Genomic DNA, 14,634 nt, shown 5'->3' on the forward strand with positions numbered 1-14,634 from the left:
AATCTACTACTGCTTCTTTACAAAAATCAAGCTACCTTCGTCCTTGTAAACGATTTGCCAACGCGGGTGGTTCACCAGAATGGTCAATAAGCTTTCATTGCCTTGAAAGCGATCCAGCAAAAAGGCACCAATACCGTATTTAGCGACTTGAGTGTCAAATTGGGCCTGACTAACGGCAAATGCTTGGTACTCGTTTAAGAAGAATTGTGTGTCGGTAATAAAGCCGTGGTAAATCACTTTACGCTTTCCTTCCCACGCCCAAGACAGATAACTGCCAAACAAGTGAGAGTTGTAAACGTTCTCTTTAAGTCCCGATTGATTCAAAAGCTCCGCAGCCTTCTCTGGCACTACGTGGTGATCTATTCCCAAACCAAACTCGCGTGGACCGGAAATGGTGCTATAGCCTATAAACATATTCTTGAGCGCTAAACCAATCGCTAATACTGCTAAGCCCGCGTTTAGTTTCTTCACCCAAGCAGGATACACTGCCTTCAAGGCTAAAGACGTATTTAATGTGACCAGTGCAAAACAGAACGAAGGCACAAAGCGAATTGCATAAAGTCCGTAGAAAATAAAGAATGCAGAGGCAATCAATTCAAAAACCGGCTTGGACTTACGAGCGCGCCACAACAGAGCCAAATTCGTCAAAATCAAAGCATAAATAAAGTAGGTCTGAGTATGCCATCGGTACAACGGATGCAAAGTTGGCATCCACTCGTAGTAGAACTTTCTAAAAACCGCACCCTCATTGCTCATGAACGCAAATGGGTACAAGAATCCATCAAGGCCCTTAGGATTTATGAAACATACTAAAATCGACATCACGGTCAGTATCGCAAGCTTTCGATATTCGATGTCGCGCCACTTTGTAATGTTCAACATTAAAAACAGTCCGCACAGGAACCACCCCATCGGAAAGCCTGGATGCAGATTCACCCACAACAAGAACAAAAATGGTAAAGCGTACTTCCAACGACTGGGCTTTGCATGTTCGGCCATCAAAATATTTAAAACAATGACGACAAAGAAGTCCGAGAACAGCGAGGTTCTCTCCATCAAGCGAAAGCTCATTGCAAATATGGCAATAAGAACCGAGAGCCCCCACACCCATGTGGCTTCAGAAGATTTTCTCGCACGTAAAAGCGGAAAACACAGAAAGGCCGTAATGAAAATGGTCTTTGTGATAATGATGAGTGTATAACCACCCAACTCATACAGACCGTAAAAACTCAGATACCCTAGCCACTGATGCAGGATTGTCCATTGAAAGTTTGGAATGGAAAAAACAAAAGGATCCACTACGGGGAAGGATCCTGTTTTGAAATACTCGCGCGCGATGGCCAAGTACATGAAAAGATCTTCAGATTGAATCGCAAAGCAGGTCATGCTTACGACAAACAGAGCAACGCCTAGCCAAACTAGACTCTTCGAGAGATTATCAAAACCGATCTTCATCCCTCAAAGTCTAAAGGACTTACTGGAGCTCCTCAAGGGCTTTCAACCACGGAGCCGTGATACGCTCAAGCTGTGCTTGGCTTTTTGGCTGCAAAGAAGCCTTCAACTCGACCAATGCCCTTAAGGTATTTACCTTTTGCGGGAAAGACAGATTCGAACCATCCCCGTTCACATAGAAATGCTCTTCATGATCGAATGAGTGCTTATTCATTGCGAAGTAAATTTCGTGAGCTGCCCACAAATAGATTTCGCGACCAGTGATTTCCCACGCCGACAGTAAGGCACGAATCGCAAAGGCTTGGTCCTCGATCTGAATATTCTCTTCATTGGATTTTTGCATTTTATCCAAGTAGAAGTGGGCCTGAACCAATGAATTTTCATTCACCAATTGGCTTGAAATAAAGTTCGCAAGAGCAATCGTCAAAAGCTTGAGTTCCTCGCGGCCTTCCATCAAAGCTTTCAGAGGAGTCACTCCGTGTTCATCACGTTCCAATAAAATCGGTGCACGTGTGAGCTGAACGCCCTCGGTCGCTTTTAAGAACTCATGAATAGCCAACAAGAACTTAGAAACATCCTGAGCATTCACAACTTGGGATCTTTCACCATTCTTAATATCAACAAGGCCCGCCATAATTGCAGAATCATCACCGCCTGTTTGATATTGGTCAGCCCACAACGTGTTGTTTTTAAGCGTGATCAAAAACACCGGCGTTGATTTCTTGGTGATATTTTTCAACAACACTGCCGCGTCCCCGACGTTCAATGCAAAGAGCATATCTTTAGGGAAAAGTGGTCTTGCCAAAGCTGGGTTTTCGATTTTGCTCGTCAACTCTTGAGCTTTGATTTTACCAAGACTGTCGTCAAAGCTTGTATGTTTCCAATCAGCCGTGAAATTAATCATTTCGCTGAGACCTTTTAATTGCTCTGCATACGCTGCTGCAGAGAAATTCTTTTCGTAAGGCTCTGCGGAAGCTTGGAAAGAATCCAGCATCTTGATTTTATCAGGGATACGATAAGAAATTGACGACTTAGTGAAAGTCATCAAATCCAAAGTCGTGTGGGTCTTTTCAATAGGCATCATTAAAGCTGGCACCATCTTCTGACCTTGATCGCGATATCCGCCCATCGCAATAAGTTTGTTAACCTGCGATAAAGCCGTACGCATCTTGAAGTCACCTTGATCACGCGAATGCTGTAAGAACAAAGCGTTTGCCGTCATCGAAGTTCCAGCAGTATTGGCTTTTAATTCTGATGTGCTAGATGTCGCTGCAATCTCGAGCTTCTGTTTCGGGGAAACCTTTACGCTGACTGCAGAAGCTTCAAACCCCGGCACTTTTCCATTTGAACCCGGTAAGTTTTTGTCAGCCCAGTCTGAAAGAAGGTCTTTCAAGTAATCGCCGTAATCATGGCGGATATCACGCAAGATTTTGCCCTTTGCTACGAGTCCTTGATCAATTTGCGCCACAAACGTTGCTGGCAAAGTCAGAATAAACTCTTGAGAGAATTTCTCGATCTCGGCAAATAAGTATTTAAGTGTTGATTCATTCAATAACTTATAAAGCTTAGCGACTCCATACTCTTCAATCTTTGGAAGAATGAAAAGCTTCTTAGCGATGCCATTTATAAGGCCGCCATTACATCCTGGAAGACGCAGGCAAGCGAGTTCTTTTGAATCTTGTTTTAACAAGAAGTCGTAAAGGGATTCATTTTCTTTCTGGAAATAAGCCTTGCGATCGGCCTCATTCAAGATACCCCAGATGTCGATCAAAATAGTTAGTCCCGCTTGTGGATCTCTCAAAGCTTCTAAGTCTTTGGCGATCACATGACCTTGATTGATGCTAGCCTGAGTTTGACTAGTAATCTGGACTTTAAATTTCGCAATAGCGTCTTCGACCATTACAAGAGCTTTTGGAAATGTCTCAGCAGCATACAATTGTTGAATCAATGGTTTCACGTCCGCAAACAAGGCACTTGTTTGTTTTTTAAGCTCTGCCTTGACGCCTGAAGAAACCACTTCAATCAAACCCATTTTGTCCAATTGATTTGATACCAGCATCGTAAAGGCTTCCGCGCTCGTAATAAGTGCGTTCAACGAAGCACCTTTACCTGGCCAAATATGCTGATTGCCCAGATTCGTGATCTTGGTTTTTAAGATTTCACGCGAACGCTCTAAATCGCGACCAACTTCAGAAAGGGTTTTATTCACTTCTGCTTCAGTTTGTGTCGTTGCCAAAGTTGCAAAGGGGCTTTTCGAAAACTCTGCGTAAGAACTTGTATGAGGTTGCTTATAGAAGGTCTCGACCCAATGAAGGCCCTTTTTAACAAGACTTTCTTTACCCATTTGCTCACCAAGAACCATCAAGTTTTCAGCTTGTTGGAAATAGCTCGCAGTCGCAGCAGTGCCTTGCCATGAAAGGTCTGGCTTTACGGCACTCATCGCTTTCATCTGTGGGCTTAAATCCGTGTCTTGCAAACGAGGACCAAAATCTGATTTCGGCTGTGGGAATTGACGAGGTTGTACCTCGGGTGCACAAGCACTCAGAAGCAGAAGGCTAAGAATAATTATTTTACGTACGTTGTTCATTCAAATCCCTCTTAAAAAAACAACATTAAATTAAGTTCTTGAGTGAGCTGTCTTTCAACATTCACACCCGCCACCACATCAGAAATCTCAAGCGCCATGATCATAGGAAGCAAAGCCGTTTTACGGAAATAACTTTTTACGGAACTGTAGGTAATCTCTAATTTCGCTTTTCGTGCACTCAAAGCCGTGTTCGCTGACAAAAGGTCATAACGAGAACCCTTGCCCCCAGTAAAAGTATCCTTCGCCTTTTGATAAGCTTCGTAACCCGCGCCAACACTAAAGCTGTCGCTGAAGTCATAGATCAAGCTGCTACCAAGAGTCGCTGTATTCCCGATCTTTCTGTGCACGGTTTCTTTGGATTCAGCATCTGGAAGAGTATCATCGGCGCTAGTCGGAACACGCATGCTGATGTCATCTTGCAATGGAATCATATAAGACGCGTAAGGCACTGCTGTAAAACTCGTGCTTAGCTTATGAGAATAAACCACAGAGTTCGTCACAGCCGCTCTGCCAAAAACATTCAATGCAGCAAGGTCATCGGGATTGTACTTGGGACCAGTAGGAAGACTGAATTGAGCTTGATAAACCAAAGCGTTGTCGGCGGTCTCAAAAAGGCGGTGCATGCTTACAATTTGAACGTCGCCAATGAAAGTTTGATTTTTATCGCCCAGCTCTTCATAGCCTTTGTCTTTGAGCGCCTTTTGAGTTTCAACTGCCAAATCCGTGTTCAAAGCTTGATCGAGTTCTGGATCCAAGCCACCGAACTGACGACGGTAAAACTCCACGTTGGAAAATTGCTGAGAAAGACGAATTTTATTCGTATAAGTAACGACCGGAACGCCCATGCCAAGAGTCCAATTGGCAGTAATCCCACGCGCAAACACCGGAGCGAAGTATTTTACGTTCGGAAGAGTGTCAACTTTCAAGACACCTAGGTTGAATTCGTCTCCTAAGTTATGAGAACCAAAACGATTCAAGGCATTGATCAATTTTTTGGCGTCCTGGTTAAATTTTGCAAGAGTTGGGGCATCGAAGACGACGGACTTATAATCGCCGAGCTTCATGAGTGTTCCGTTTTCGATGTATCTCTCATCGATGCCCTGAATAGAGCCAAAACGGAAAGAGGGACTGTTAATGCCTTCTGGCAAAAGCGCCGTCGATTGCAAAGCCTGGGCGCGGAATGAGCCCAATATACAGCTTGCTAAGACTAAGAGACCTACGAATTTCATTGTGAATCCTTCCAATGAGACGGCAAACAAACCCTTAGCGAGAAACGTGCCAGTCTCTAGTGCCACCACAGTGGCAAATCACATGAAATCGGATCAGATTTTGTGTCGGAATTTTGAATGAGTGAGATTTATTTTCAACCCGAGGAAAACTCAAAAAAAAACCATGGTCTGAATTACAGCCATGGCCTTCGTTAATAAAATTTTAGATCACTACCCCGGGGGACCGGTCTCCGAGTGGCGAACCAATTCACGAATCTCCCGGTTAACAATAAATTCGTGTCGTAGTGATGTGTTAGTTAATAGCACTCGCTATCCTCCTAGTTAGAACCAGCACTAAGCTGATTCTGATGATGAACTTATCGGCTGGACTTTCGCCGAGTTGAGGGGAATCTTTTAAAACCCGAAAGATTTTCAGTTTGAAACGCGTCCATCTGGGTATTCGCTCCAATCTCAGACAAAAATGAAGAACCACACCGCCACAGCGTTTTTTTTGCTAGAATTTCAGGCATGCGTAAGAAGACTTCAGATGAGCTGGACGTTGGTAGCGAAGACTTCGAAGCGGTTCTCAAATTCCTCTCGGAAGAGAGCGAGAGCCAGCCTACGGATATCAAGGCCGATCAAAGAGACTGGAGTGAAATGAAGCTCCTGCTCGCGGCCCCGGCCCAAAACCGGAGAGCAATCCGTGGATATCTTCGACAAACCATTAGTCCACGAAAAGGTGACCATATAAAAAAAGCGGCCTGAGTGTCTACTCTTGGGAGAGGCCTTGATGTATCATCAAAACGTGAGTCAAGAAACCGGCGATATTTTTTCTAAAGTAAATAACGAAGAACGGCTACGTCTTTTTAAAGACCTTGCCACCATTCGTGGCGAAATTGCCTGCAAAGGCGAGAGCGATGAAATCTATCGTCTAACGGTTGAAAGAACATCTGGAAAAGTAGAACTTCAATGTTCCATTCCGTTTGGCCTTGCAGCTCCGGCGCAAGAAAAAGAGCTTCTCGGAAACTTCTTTATTGGCGGCGAACGATACTTCTTTAAAACTCCTGTCCGTGTTGAAAAAGACGTCGTGATTTTGCGTATGGATGGAGAGCTTTTCCATCTGCAACGTCGCCAAAACTACCGCATTAAAATTCCCGATAGTTATCAAGCTCATATTCTGATTACAGCCCACAATAAAGGGAAGGTGAAACTCAAAGGACAGATCTACGATCTTAGCAGCGGTGGCTGCCGCGTGGTCTTTCATGGTGCCGACCCTGCTATCGAATCCGGAGATTATATCGATGGGCATATCGTGATCGGGCGCAGAGAACCTCTGGAAATTGAAAGCACCGTCCGTCATCACAAGATTGAAAAATCAGGCAACGCCAGCAAGCAAATATTTGGACTTGAATTCAAATCCCTTTCAACTCAAGTCGAAGGTAAGCTGTTTGCAATTACGATGGATTTGCATAGGGAATTCTTCTCAAGATTAAACACTAAAAATTAAGATTTTTGCCATTTTTTGACCGCGGATTGAACGCATCCTGCCGATAAGACTATAAGACAGGAGATCATGAAATGAAGTACGTTTTAGGAATACTCATGTTCGCTGTCATCTTCGGAATAGGCATGTGGATGGAATATCTGCTGAATTAGACCTGCAAATCCTTGCCTCACGTAGATGACTGAATCAAAATACCTGTATGCCAATTTCAAAAACAAATTTGTTTAAAGGCCTTGCTTTGTTTTTATTGGCGGCACTTGTCTTTTTGCCTTTAGGCGCTGCCGAATTTCTTCTCTGGGATGACCAAATCCACCTTAGCCAAAACCCCTTCTTCTCTCCGTTCTCGTGGCAAAGCCTTCTAGATATTTGGACGACCCCTTACCCTGTGGGACCTTCGCTGTACATTCCGGTGACTTATAGTTTCTGGGGACTTCTTGCGCCGTTCTCGCAAAACTTTACGGTAGCTTGGCCCTTCTTGCTTTTGAATTTTGCCATTCACCTCGTAAACGCCGCCTTGGTCTATCGCCTCCTGAATCGCTTGGTACCCTCTCTGGAAAAAAATGCGCTTCTTTTTGGCGTGTTGATTTTTGTGTTTCATCCACTGCAGGTCGAAAGCGTCGTTTGGATGTCAGGTTTTAAAGACATGGTGTGGGTGACTTTTGCATTGCTCACCTTACTGGCTTACCTTCGAAAAAACTTAGCGCTGACTTATACCGGACTCATTCTTGCGATACTGTGCAAACCGATCGCGGTCGTTATTCCGTTAATGATTCTGGGCCTTGAGTTCTTCATGGCGCCTGAAAAGAAAACTCGTCAGCGTCTTCTTTATCTTGGGTCTTTGTTTGCGGTAGCCTTGCCGTTTATGTTTTTAACCAAGATACTTCAGCCCGATGTTTTGGTTCGGAATATTCCCGCCCTTTGGGAACGACCTGTGGTGGCCTTGGATGCTCTGGGTTTTTACCTTAAGAAAGTCTTTTTGCCAGTGGGCTTCGGTCCCGACTACGGAAGACGGCCTGACCTGGTACTTGAACACTTTCCTACTTACGAACTAGTTTTGCCGGTGCTGTTTGTAGGAATTCTTGCTTGGTTTAGCAAAGTTGCACCTGAACTTAAAAAGACTTTTTGGTTGGCAGGCCTTTTCTTGCTGGTGCCCCTGCTTCCAGTCTTAGGTTTCGTGCCTTTTCAGTTTCAAAACTTCTCAACGGTTGCTGACAGGTATTTTTACTTCTCGATGGTGGGGATTGGCCTACTTGCCGCGGTAGCATACACAAAACTTCCACGGGCCAAATGGGTTTTGGTAGCGTTGCTGCCGGTGTTCATGGGTCTTAGCCATTTCTTTAGTCAGTACTGGCGCACCAATCAAGAGCTCTTTACCCACGCTTTGGTGATTAACCCTGATAGTAAATCCGCTGGGAACAACTTAGGCATTATCTTAAGCCAAAAAAATCAGTTGAAAGAAGCTCTTCCTTATTTCCAGCACGTCTATGAAGTTTATCCTGACAACTTTGCGGCTGCGAATAACATCGGCATCATCTATTTACGCCTTGGTGAAATCGATAAAGCTATCAGTCACTACGTCAACAATTTGAAAGTCTTTCCTACCAATACCGACGCACGCATCAGTTATGGCGAACTACTGATGCAAATGAATAAAGACGAAGAAGCTTTGGCGCAACTGAGGCAAGCAACAGAGCAAACTCCGAGCAATGCTTATGGTTGGTACATGTATTCACAGATTCTATGGAAGACCGGGCAACGAGAAGAAAGCCTTCAACACCTGAAGAAGGCTATCGAGATTGAGCCCTTCAACGAGGGCTTCAAAAAACGCCTTGAGGACTTTAACACCCTCATTCAACTGAACAAGTAATTACTGCCCTGGCTGTTTCTGTTGAGCTTGATCCTTAGCTTTCTTTTGCTCTTCAAAGCGCTTTGTATATGCCCTGAGCTCTTGTTGAAACTCGCTATTTTTTTCGCGGGCATAGTCTTCAAAGTTTTTACGCTTGTCGCGCGCATTGGCTTCGAAGTCGTCACGCTTTTCACGTTCGCTCGAGTTGAAGTCTTTTCTTTTCCCATCAAGATCAGCGTAAAACTCGGTATTTTGCTGGCGATTGGTTTTACGTTTCTTAAAATCACTGCGGGCTTCTTCTTGTTCTTTGCTGAAAGCCTCACGACGTTTGCGCTCTTCTTTCACATAAGTCTCACGCTCTTTGGTCATGTCCTTTTGAAAGACTTCGCGCTTCTTGCGAAGTAAAGAATCAAACTTCTCGCGGATCTGCGACGGAGATTTGGTGTCATCAGCAAAGAACTGATTCAATAGCGCGAGCTCGTCGTTTTCCTTCTTTTTCTCTTCAGGAATGTTTTTGCGAAGCTCATCTAGCTCTTTGCGATCGGCCGTCAGACTGTACTTTTCGTCCACTAAAGGAGGATTCTCAGTTTGAGACGAGGTATTTTCACCTCTTTTTGTAGAAATTTGACAACCCAGAGCAAAAATCAGAGTGCCGACATAAAGTACTGAAACATGTCTCATTTTCCCGGACCAAAGTCTCACTGGAGACCTCCTTAGGTATAACTTTGACTCATTCTGAGAATAATTGGACTTCAAAGAAAACACAATCTGTCGATAAGTATATATATGTTATACGGAAAAAGAATCTACGAACCTCAGTCGCGTTTGTCTCACGTCCGAACTCAGAAGATGATTCTGAATAAGGCCTTTCAATACAAGTACACCTTGTTTTTGATGACAGCAATACTAGGTGGGATCTTGTTGTTCTTTGCTCCGGCCTATTACTTCATTAATCAGAATTACACTCTCTTTACGAATCTTGCCTACGACACTCAACCTTCTCTTGTGACTCACCTTGAGCGCGAGGTGATTTGGTTGGGCGTGTTTATGGCCCTAAGTCTTGTTGTTATCGCTGGTATGACTTTGCTAATTGGTCTTCGCATGACGAAGAACCTTTTGGCGCCGCTTGTGCAAATGGAACGTCACATGAAGGAACTCATGTACGGTCACTGGCACATTCCTGATTACAAGATCACGCATGAAGATGACTTCCGTGATTTGGCGATGACCTATGACTACTTCTATCGCTCACTTAAAGCCAATACCGAAGCAGAGTTGAAATTGATTGAAAAGCTCTCGATTGATCCGCAAAACCGTGAGGCCTATGCCGCATGGAAGAACTTAATCATGATCAAGAGATCACGTTTGGGTATGCAGGATGTTCCATTTGAGGAGTTTTCAGTACAGCCACTTTCACGCAGCGGCCCTGACTTCGGCAAAACTAGCGAGACCGACGTAGTGTCGATCGCAGCTGGGCGTCGGCGTCGCGCTTCTTAATCGCTTCCCGCTTATCGTGAGTCTTCTTACCCTTTACTAGGGCAATCTCTAATTTCGCGCGGCCTTTTTTGAAGTATATCTTCAAAGGCACGCAGCTATATCCCTTTTCGCGAAGAGCATCGAAAATGCGATCAAGCTCAATACGGTTTAATAACAACTTTCTCAATCGTTCAGGTTCGTGGTTGTTATAACTGCTGGCTTTGTATTCGCTGATGTGAGCGTTCTGCAAGAAAGCTTCGCTGCCGCGGAAACTCACATAGGAGTCCTTCAGCTGAACGTTACGATCACGAAGGGATTTTACTTCACTCCCCGTGAGCATAAGGCCTGCCTCGAAGGTGTCTACGATTTCGTAGTCAAAGCGGGCTTTTTTGTTTTCCTGGATGATCAGAATACTCATGCCGTGCAAGTTACCAAAATCCGAAACGGAAGCCATGCATTTTAGCCATCTGGCACACCTTGTCTTTAAGGCTTATCTAGTAAAAAACATCTACTTTTCACGGTTTTTATCAGGTTTAGGGGTATAAAATCAGGCCATATGGAAACAGAACGCTTAGACGATATAATGCAGGCAGGAACTGGCTTCATGGCGGATTTAAGCAGCGCCATCCGCGCCTTTGTTAAACAAGGCTATACCGAGAACCTTACCCTGAAGATAGACCACTTCGAGTGTTGCTCGGGAAAACAAAAAATCTACACTCAGGAATTCGAAGTCGACAATGTGGTTCGCTTTGAAAACACTTCGGACCCCGATGATCAGTCGATTTTGTATGCGATTTCAGCCCCCAAATACGGAATCAAGGGTTTGTATGTCGAGGCCTACGGGATTTACCAAGACGAGCAGTCTCACGACATGATCGAGAAATTCAAGCACCACCGTCAGTAGTAGTCCTGAACTTGCTTTCTAACACTCCCCTCTTAATACCCTTGAATGCGGCGGGCCCCCGTTTTTATAAAAGACGATTGCAACGAGGGGATCGTACGCGTGAAAAGCATCACAAGATTTTGCCTTTCGGTTTTCTTTGGGTCGGTTTTTTCTATTCAATCTCAAGCCTCGGAAGTCGATAACTTTACCTTGCGAGGAAAACTTCCCGATTCTCGGGTGTGGCTGAATAAAAGAATGAATATCGCTTTAGATAAAGCGGCTTTCCGAACTCGCAGCTGCGATATGTTTGCTCTTCAGAAAAATCTGTATCGCGACCTTGGCGGTTTTTTTGTCGCACGTATTGAAACCTGGTCGAAGAAGAATCCCTACGCAGCTCACTTACCTATAAAAAAATCCGTTTACTCAGATGCCATTCATGAACGCGGTGACCGTGGCTGGCGACACTTTGCCAAGTTCAAAACTTATTATAGCCCTGGGCAATTTGCATTTAACGATCTACTTATTGGTGACGACAAGCTGGGGCATTTCTTACAAATGGGATACTCGATGTACTTTGCCGTCCGCTGGAAGAAAGACCCGAACTTTCCTGATATCCGCAATCGTTTTCAACGAACCGCCGAAGACCTAGTGGGCGACTATGATTTCATTCGCCAGTCCAAAGCTACAAATCCGATTGATCTGATGTTGGACTTCTCGATGTTTCAGGAAAATAACGAGTTTGGCATGATCGCAACAATGGTGCGCTCTTACGCAGACATTACGGCAAACTATGAAGGTTACTATTTTTGGGCATCACTAACAGAAGGCGAAAATCCTTATTTGCGCTGCTCAGAAGGCGGCTGGAAACGCGTGCGCACCTTTGATTGGAGCGCCTACATCAATCCTGGCTGGGACGAAGCGATCAACTGTAGCGACTATGATCCTGCGATTCATAACAAGGTTCAAAGGCAAATTGCAAAGCGCGGTTATGGCCAATGCCCCATCAGCGCGACTGCTTGCGAGCAATTGACTAAATATTATGGCCAAAAAGTCGCAAGAAAACTGCTTCATCCAAAATGTTATGAGAATGCTCACTAAGGAACCCAGGTATTACCCTTCACGGTGAGGCTTGTGTTCGTAGAAGTGGGAGCCTCAATGCCTCCTACTTTTCCTCCCTGAAGCAGATTGCTTTGAATGACACCTGAATCAGTAAGGTTCAATAAAACTCCTGTCTTATTAGCAGGTATGTTTTCTATCTGATTTGATGAAACTGAAAAATTTTTTGCATTTTCAAGAAACACAACGTGTTCCAAGGGGTAAGTCACCGTGTTTTTAGTAATCGTCACACTCTCCCACCGAGCCCGTGTTCCGGGTGTGGAATTACCCGTGACACCCTGTATTTGCAATGCAGGCAGCTTCGTCCCAATAAGAGTGTTACTTTCGATCGTCAATCTTGCACCCGCTTGCGAAGCATTCGAAGCCTGACCCTGCACTGTCATTGCTGATGGCGAGTTCCATGGTACCGCCTGAGCCAGAACTGCACGAGCGCTATCTTTAAAGGCATTGTTGCGAATGATTGTGTCACGCCATTTATAGACCCGCACACCAGCGTACAGAAGTTTTTCGAAGGTGTTATTTTCTATTACGATATACTGCGGAAAACGGTCATAAAAGACATTGTGTCCTCCGACTCCTGTCGGCCAGGCCTGACTGTTGGAAGCTCCGTTGGGGTTAGCTCCAAAGTAATTTCCTCGCACAGTCCAGTTGATATTAGGAGTCCCATTCATAGCCCCAAAAGCAATACTGTCCGAGGAGTCTCCATCGACCTGAATGGCCTCTTTGTATTGCTGATTACTACTGAGGTTCACAACTCCTAAGAATTTGCATCCCTCAACCCATACGTTTTTTAGAGCTGCCAAATCCAACGCATGTGAAGCCGACGTGTCGACAAATTTTATATCGCGAAAAATAATATGACTGGCATGAGCCAAAATGAAAGCACTGCCTTGATAGATGCCTCCGATAAAGAGCAAATTGCCGATACCATCATAGCCGGTGGCCGTGGATGGATTCATGAAAAGCCCTCCAGAGGTGCCGCGAATTAAAATCGCCTGACTGTTCACGACCAATGCCGTATTTGCACCCAGATGAAGGCTTTGATTCAGATTGTATGATCCTTTCGCAACTTCAATGATTCCGCCTCCGGAGTCTTTGACTTTGCTCACCGCAGAGTAAAGAGCAGCAACACTAGTGACTAAGATGCGCTTTGGAGGAACGAGCAAAATGCCCGATCGCTGAATAGGGCCATTAAAACCGGTCTTACTTATTGAAATACCATGGATATAAAGAGACGCTCCCGCATACCGATTGGCCTCGTCTTCAGTCAGAAGAATTTCAAAACGATGGGCCCCGTTTTGAAAACCACATCGTTGTGCCACTGCCGAAGAAGCCCCTGCATCGATATTGGCCAAAGCTTTTTTGACAAACTCGCCGCCCCTGCCGGCGGGACCTCTAGCATACAAGTGAATTTCAATGGGGCTTGCGGCACCAGTATCACAAGCCCAGCCGGAAATGACTCTGTCGACAGTACCAGCAATCGAACTTCTCTGAGGAGCGTACAAAAAAGTATCTATGTTTCCATCAATAAACTGTGAAGTCACTGTAGGCACTTCAAATTGACCGCTATTTTGAAGTACAAGGTTAGATCCATTACTCACAGAAATTCCATGAACATATATTGCCTGCTTCGCGTATTTGGCAATCGTGTCTCGATAAATTGGAATATGAAATCGATGAGACACCTGAGATGTCTCGCATCGTGATGAGATCGCTGTTCCCGTTGTTAAATCTGCTGCTTTGTAGGATCCAATTTTGATCCCCCCTTGCCCAGCAGGACCGTTGACATACAGATGAACGGCGATCGAGGTATTTTGGCGATAGTCACAAGCCCAACCAGCAATGTGTGGAATTCCGCCAATAGAGACAATTCCATCCACGTAGCCCATAACTTTTCCTTGGGATGTGGAAATGAAGTTTTGAAACAGGAATATGAAAATGGCAAAGCATGTAAACAAAAAGGCACTGATTCGTAGTTTTAAAGACATCGCCCCACCCTACTTTGTAGTACGCTTCATTAAGAGACTTATCGGAAGTCTTGGAGCAAATCTAAATTTTAAACACCCGTTCCCCTGAAGCTCTTTGGGAATGTATGTATGCATTATTTGGAGTATTACGCTAAAGAATCAACGCGTTGATCTATTTGTTTCATATATTTTATCTCGACACCAATAGGTCACCTTACTAGGATTTTCGAATCAAGGGAGGGGTTCCATGAAATTATTTACATCACTATTAGTTCTTTTGTTCGCTTACAATGCACATGCCGCACCAACTACCGCGTGCACAAGTTTCAATACACAAGCTCGCGTTGCGCGTGAAGCTGTAAAATCGCTTATTTCTATGGCAGCGGTGCCACCTGTTGCCGTTTATTTCGGTGGCGTTCAAGAAGATGTGGGTGGAATCACTCTAGTGAATGTACAGCCCTATTTTGCGACCTACAAAGATTGGTACAAAGTATCCGTACGTAATGAAGACTGCCGTGTTCTTCAAGTACTGCTCTTCGCTGAAAAATTGCATTTCTAATTATTTTTAAGATCTCAAAAGCCTATGGGCAAACAT

General features: G+C 44.6%; 13 protein-coding genes. 7 read left to right on the forward strand and 6 right to left on the reverse strand.

Going from position 1 to position 14,634, the window contains the following annotated elements:
- Nucleotides 1–6: 6 nt before the first annotated feature.
- Genes ACLWBB_RS17495 through ACLWBB_RS17505 form a run of 3 tightly spaced genes read right to left on the reverse strand, consistent with a single transcriptional unit; the run spans nucleotide 7 to nucleotide 5,268 of the window.
- Nucleotides 7–1,455, reverse strand: a complete 1,449-nt coding sequence (locus tag ACLWBB_RS17495; protein WP_413288851.1) for a hypothetical protein — start codon at nucleotides 1,453–1,455, stop codon at nucleotides 7–9.
- A gap of 19 nt (nucleotides 1,456–1,474) precedes the next feature.
- Nucleotides 1,475–4,039, reverse strand: coding sequence for a hypothetical protein (locus ACLWBB_RS17500; RefSeq protein WP_413288852.1), 2,565 nt, complete (start codon nucleotides 4,037–4,039; stop codon nucleotides 1,475–1,477).
- 11 nt (nucleotides 4,040–4,050) lie between these two features.
- A complete protein-coding gene (locus tag ACLWBB_RS17505; RefSeq protein WP_413288853.1) occupies nucleotides 4,051–5,268 on the reverse strand; it encodes a hypothetical protein in 1,218 nt (405 codons plus the stop codon).
- Nucleotides 5,269–5,775: 507 nt separating this feature from the next.
- Here ACLWBB_RS17505 and ACLWBB_RS17510 point away from each other — a divergent pair.
- The 3 genes from ACLWBB_RS17510 (at nucleotide 5,776) to ACLWBB_RS17520 (ending at nucleotide 8,618) form a co-directional block, all read left to right on the forward strand.
- On the forward strand, nucleotides 5,776–6,012 hold the full coding sequence (locus ACLWBB_RS17510; RefSeq protein ID WP_413288854.1) for a hypothetical protein: 237 nt from the start codon (nucleotides 5,776–5,778) through the stop codon (nucleotides 6,010–6,012).
- Nucleotides 6,013–6,037: 25 nt separating this feature from the next.
- Complete coding sequence (locus ACLWBB_RS17515) at nucleotides 6,038–6,754, forward strand: flagellar brake protein (RefSeq protein ID WP_413291621.1); 717 nt, start codon at nucleotides 6,038–6,040, stop codon at nucleotides 6,752–6,754.
- Between the two features lie 196 nt (nucleotides 6,755–6,950).
- Entirely contained in the window at nucleotides 6,951–8,618 is a 1,668-nt protein-coding gene (locus ACLWBB_RS17520; protein ID WP_413288855.1) for a tetratricopeptide repeat protein, read from the forward strand.
- Here the strand turns inward: ACLWBB_RS17520 and ACLWBB_RS17525 are convergent, their stop codons facing one another.
- Nucleotides 8,619–9,299 (reverse strand): hypothetical protein, encoded by a 681-nt coding sequence (locus ACLWBB_RS17525; protein WP_413288856.1) that lies wholly within the window; start codon nucleotides 9,297–9,299, stop codon nucleotides 8,619–8,621. It abuts the gene before it with no gap.
- Between the two features lie 84 nt (nucleotides 9,300–9,383).
- On the opposite strand from ACLWBB_RS17525, the gene ACLWBB_RS17530 reads away from it, so the two are divergent.
- Nucleotides 9,384–10,094, forward strand: coding sequence for a hypothetical protein (locus ACLWBB_RS17530; RefSeq protein WP_413288857.1), 711 nt, complete (start codon nucleotides 9,384–9,386; stop codon nucleotides 10,092–10,094).
- Here ACLWBB_RS17530 and smpB read toward each other — a convergent pair.
- On the reverse strand, nucleotides 10,039–10,527 hold the full coding sequence (smpB, locus tag ACLWBB_RS17535) for an SsrA-binding protein SmpB (protein ID WP_413288858.1): 489 nt from the start codon (nucleotides 10,525–10,527) through the stop codon (nucleotides 10,039–10,041). The genes ACLWBB_RS17530 and smpB overlap by 56 nt on opposite strands.
- A 102-nt stretch (nucleotides 10,528–10,629) precedes the next feature.
- On the opposite strand from smpB, the gene ACLWBB_RS17540 reads away from it, so the two are divergent.
- Nucleotides 10,630–10,977, forward strand: a complete 348-nt coding sequence (locus ACLWBB_RS17540; protein WP_413288859.1) for a phosphoribosylpyrophosphate synthetase — start codon at nucleotides 10,630–10,632, stop codon at nucleotides 10,975–10,977.
- A gap of 99 nt (nucleotides 10,978–11,076) precedes the next feature.
- Nucleotides 11,077–12,054: a hypothetical protein gene (locus ACLWBB_RS17545; protein ID WP_413288860.1), complete on the forward strand. Its 978-nt coding sequence runs from the start codon at nucleotides 11,077–11,079 to the stop codon at nucleotides 12,052–12,054.
- Here the strand turns inward: ACLWBB_RS17545 and ACLWBB_RS17550 are convergent.
- Complete coding sequence (locus ACLWBB_RS17550; RefSeq protein WP_413288861.1) at nucleotides 12,051–13,961, reverse strand: hypothetical protein; 1,911 nt, start codon at nucleotides 13,959–13,961, stop codon at nucleotides 12,051–12,053. The genes ACLWBB_RS17545 and ACLWBB_RS17550 overlap by 4 nt on opposite strands.
- Before the next feature lie 325 nt (nucleotides 13,962–14,286).
- Between ACLWBB_RS17550 and ACLWBB_RS17555 the strand changes: the two genes are divergently transcribed.
- Nucleotides 14,287–14,598 (forward strand): hypothetical protein, encoded by a 312-nt coding sequence (locus ACLWBB_RS17555; protein ID WP_413288862.1) that lies wholly within the window; start codon nucleotides 14,287–14,289, stop codon nucleotides 14,596–14,598.
- The last annotated feature ends 36 nt before the right edge of the window (nucleotides 14,599–14,634 follow it).

The organism is Bdellovibrio sp. HCB337, from assembly GCF_047302465.1.
In the GTDB taxonomy this organism is placed as follows: domain Bacteria; phylum Bdellovibrionota; class Bdellovibrionia; order Bdellovibrionales; family Bdellovibrionaceae; genus JACMRP01.

What these genes read in the sequence shown, in the direction of transcription:
- ACLWBB_RS17495 (WP_413288851.1), bottom strand. Translation starts at nt 1,455, where the DNA reads ATGAAGATCGGTTTTGATAATCTCTCGAAGAGTCTAGTTTGGCTAGGC.
- ACLWBB_RS17500 (WP_413288852.1), bottom strand. Translation starts at nt 4,039, where the DNA reads ATGAACAACGTACGTAAAATAATTATTCTTAGCCTTCTGCTTCTGAGT.
- ACLWBB_RS17505 (WP_413288853.1), bottom strand. Translation starts at nt 5,268, where the DNA reads ATGAAATTCGTAGGTCTCTTAGTCTTAGCAAGCTGTATATTGGGCTCA.
- ACLWBB_RS17510 (WP_413288854.1), top strand. Translation starts at nt 5,776, where the DNA reads ATGCGTAAGAAGACTTCAGATGAGCTGGACGTTGGTAGCGAAGACTTC.
- ACLWBB_RS17515 (WP_413291621.1), top strand. Translation starts at nt 6,038, where the DNA reads ATGTATCATCAAAACGTGAGTCAAGAAACCGGCGATATTTTTTCTAAA.
- ACLWBB_RS17520 (WP_413288855.1), top strand. Translation starts at nt 6,951, where the DNA reads ATGCCAATTTCAAAAACAAATTTGTTTAAAGGCCTTGCTTTGTTTTTA.
- ACLWBB_RS17530 (WP_413288857.1), top strand. Translation starts at nt 9,384, where the DNA reads ATGTTATACGGAAAAAGAATCTACGAACCTCAGTCGCGTTTGTCTCAC.
- smpB (WP_413288858.1), bottom strand. Translation starts at nt 10,527, where the DNA reads ATGGCTTCCGTTTCGGATTTTGGTAACTTGCACGGCATGAGTATTCTG.
- ACLWBB_RS17540 (WP_413288859.1), top strand. Translation starts at nt 10,630, where the DNA reads ATGGAAACAGAACGCTTAGACGATATAATGCAGGCAGGAACTGGCTTC.
- ACLWBB_RS17550 (WP_413288861.1), bottom strand. Translation starts at nt 13,961, where the DNA reads ATGGGCTACGTGGATGGAATTGTCTCTATTGGCGGAATTCCACACATT.
- ACLWBB_RS17555 (WP_413288862.1), top strand. Translation starts at nt 14,287, where the DNA reads ATGAAATTATTTACATCACTATTAGTTCTTTTGTTCGCTTACAATGCA.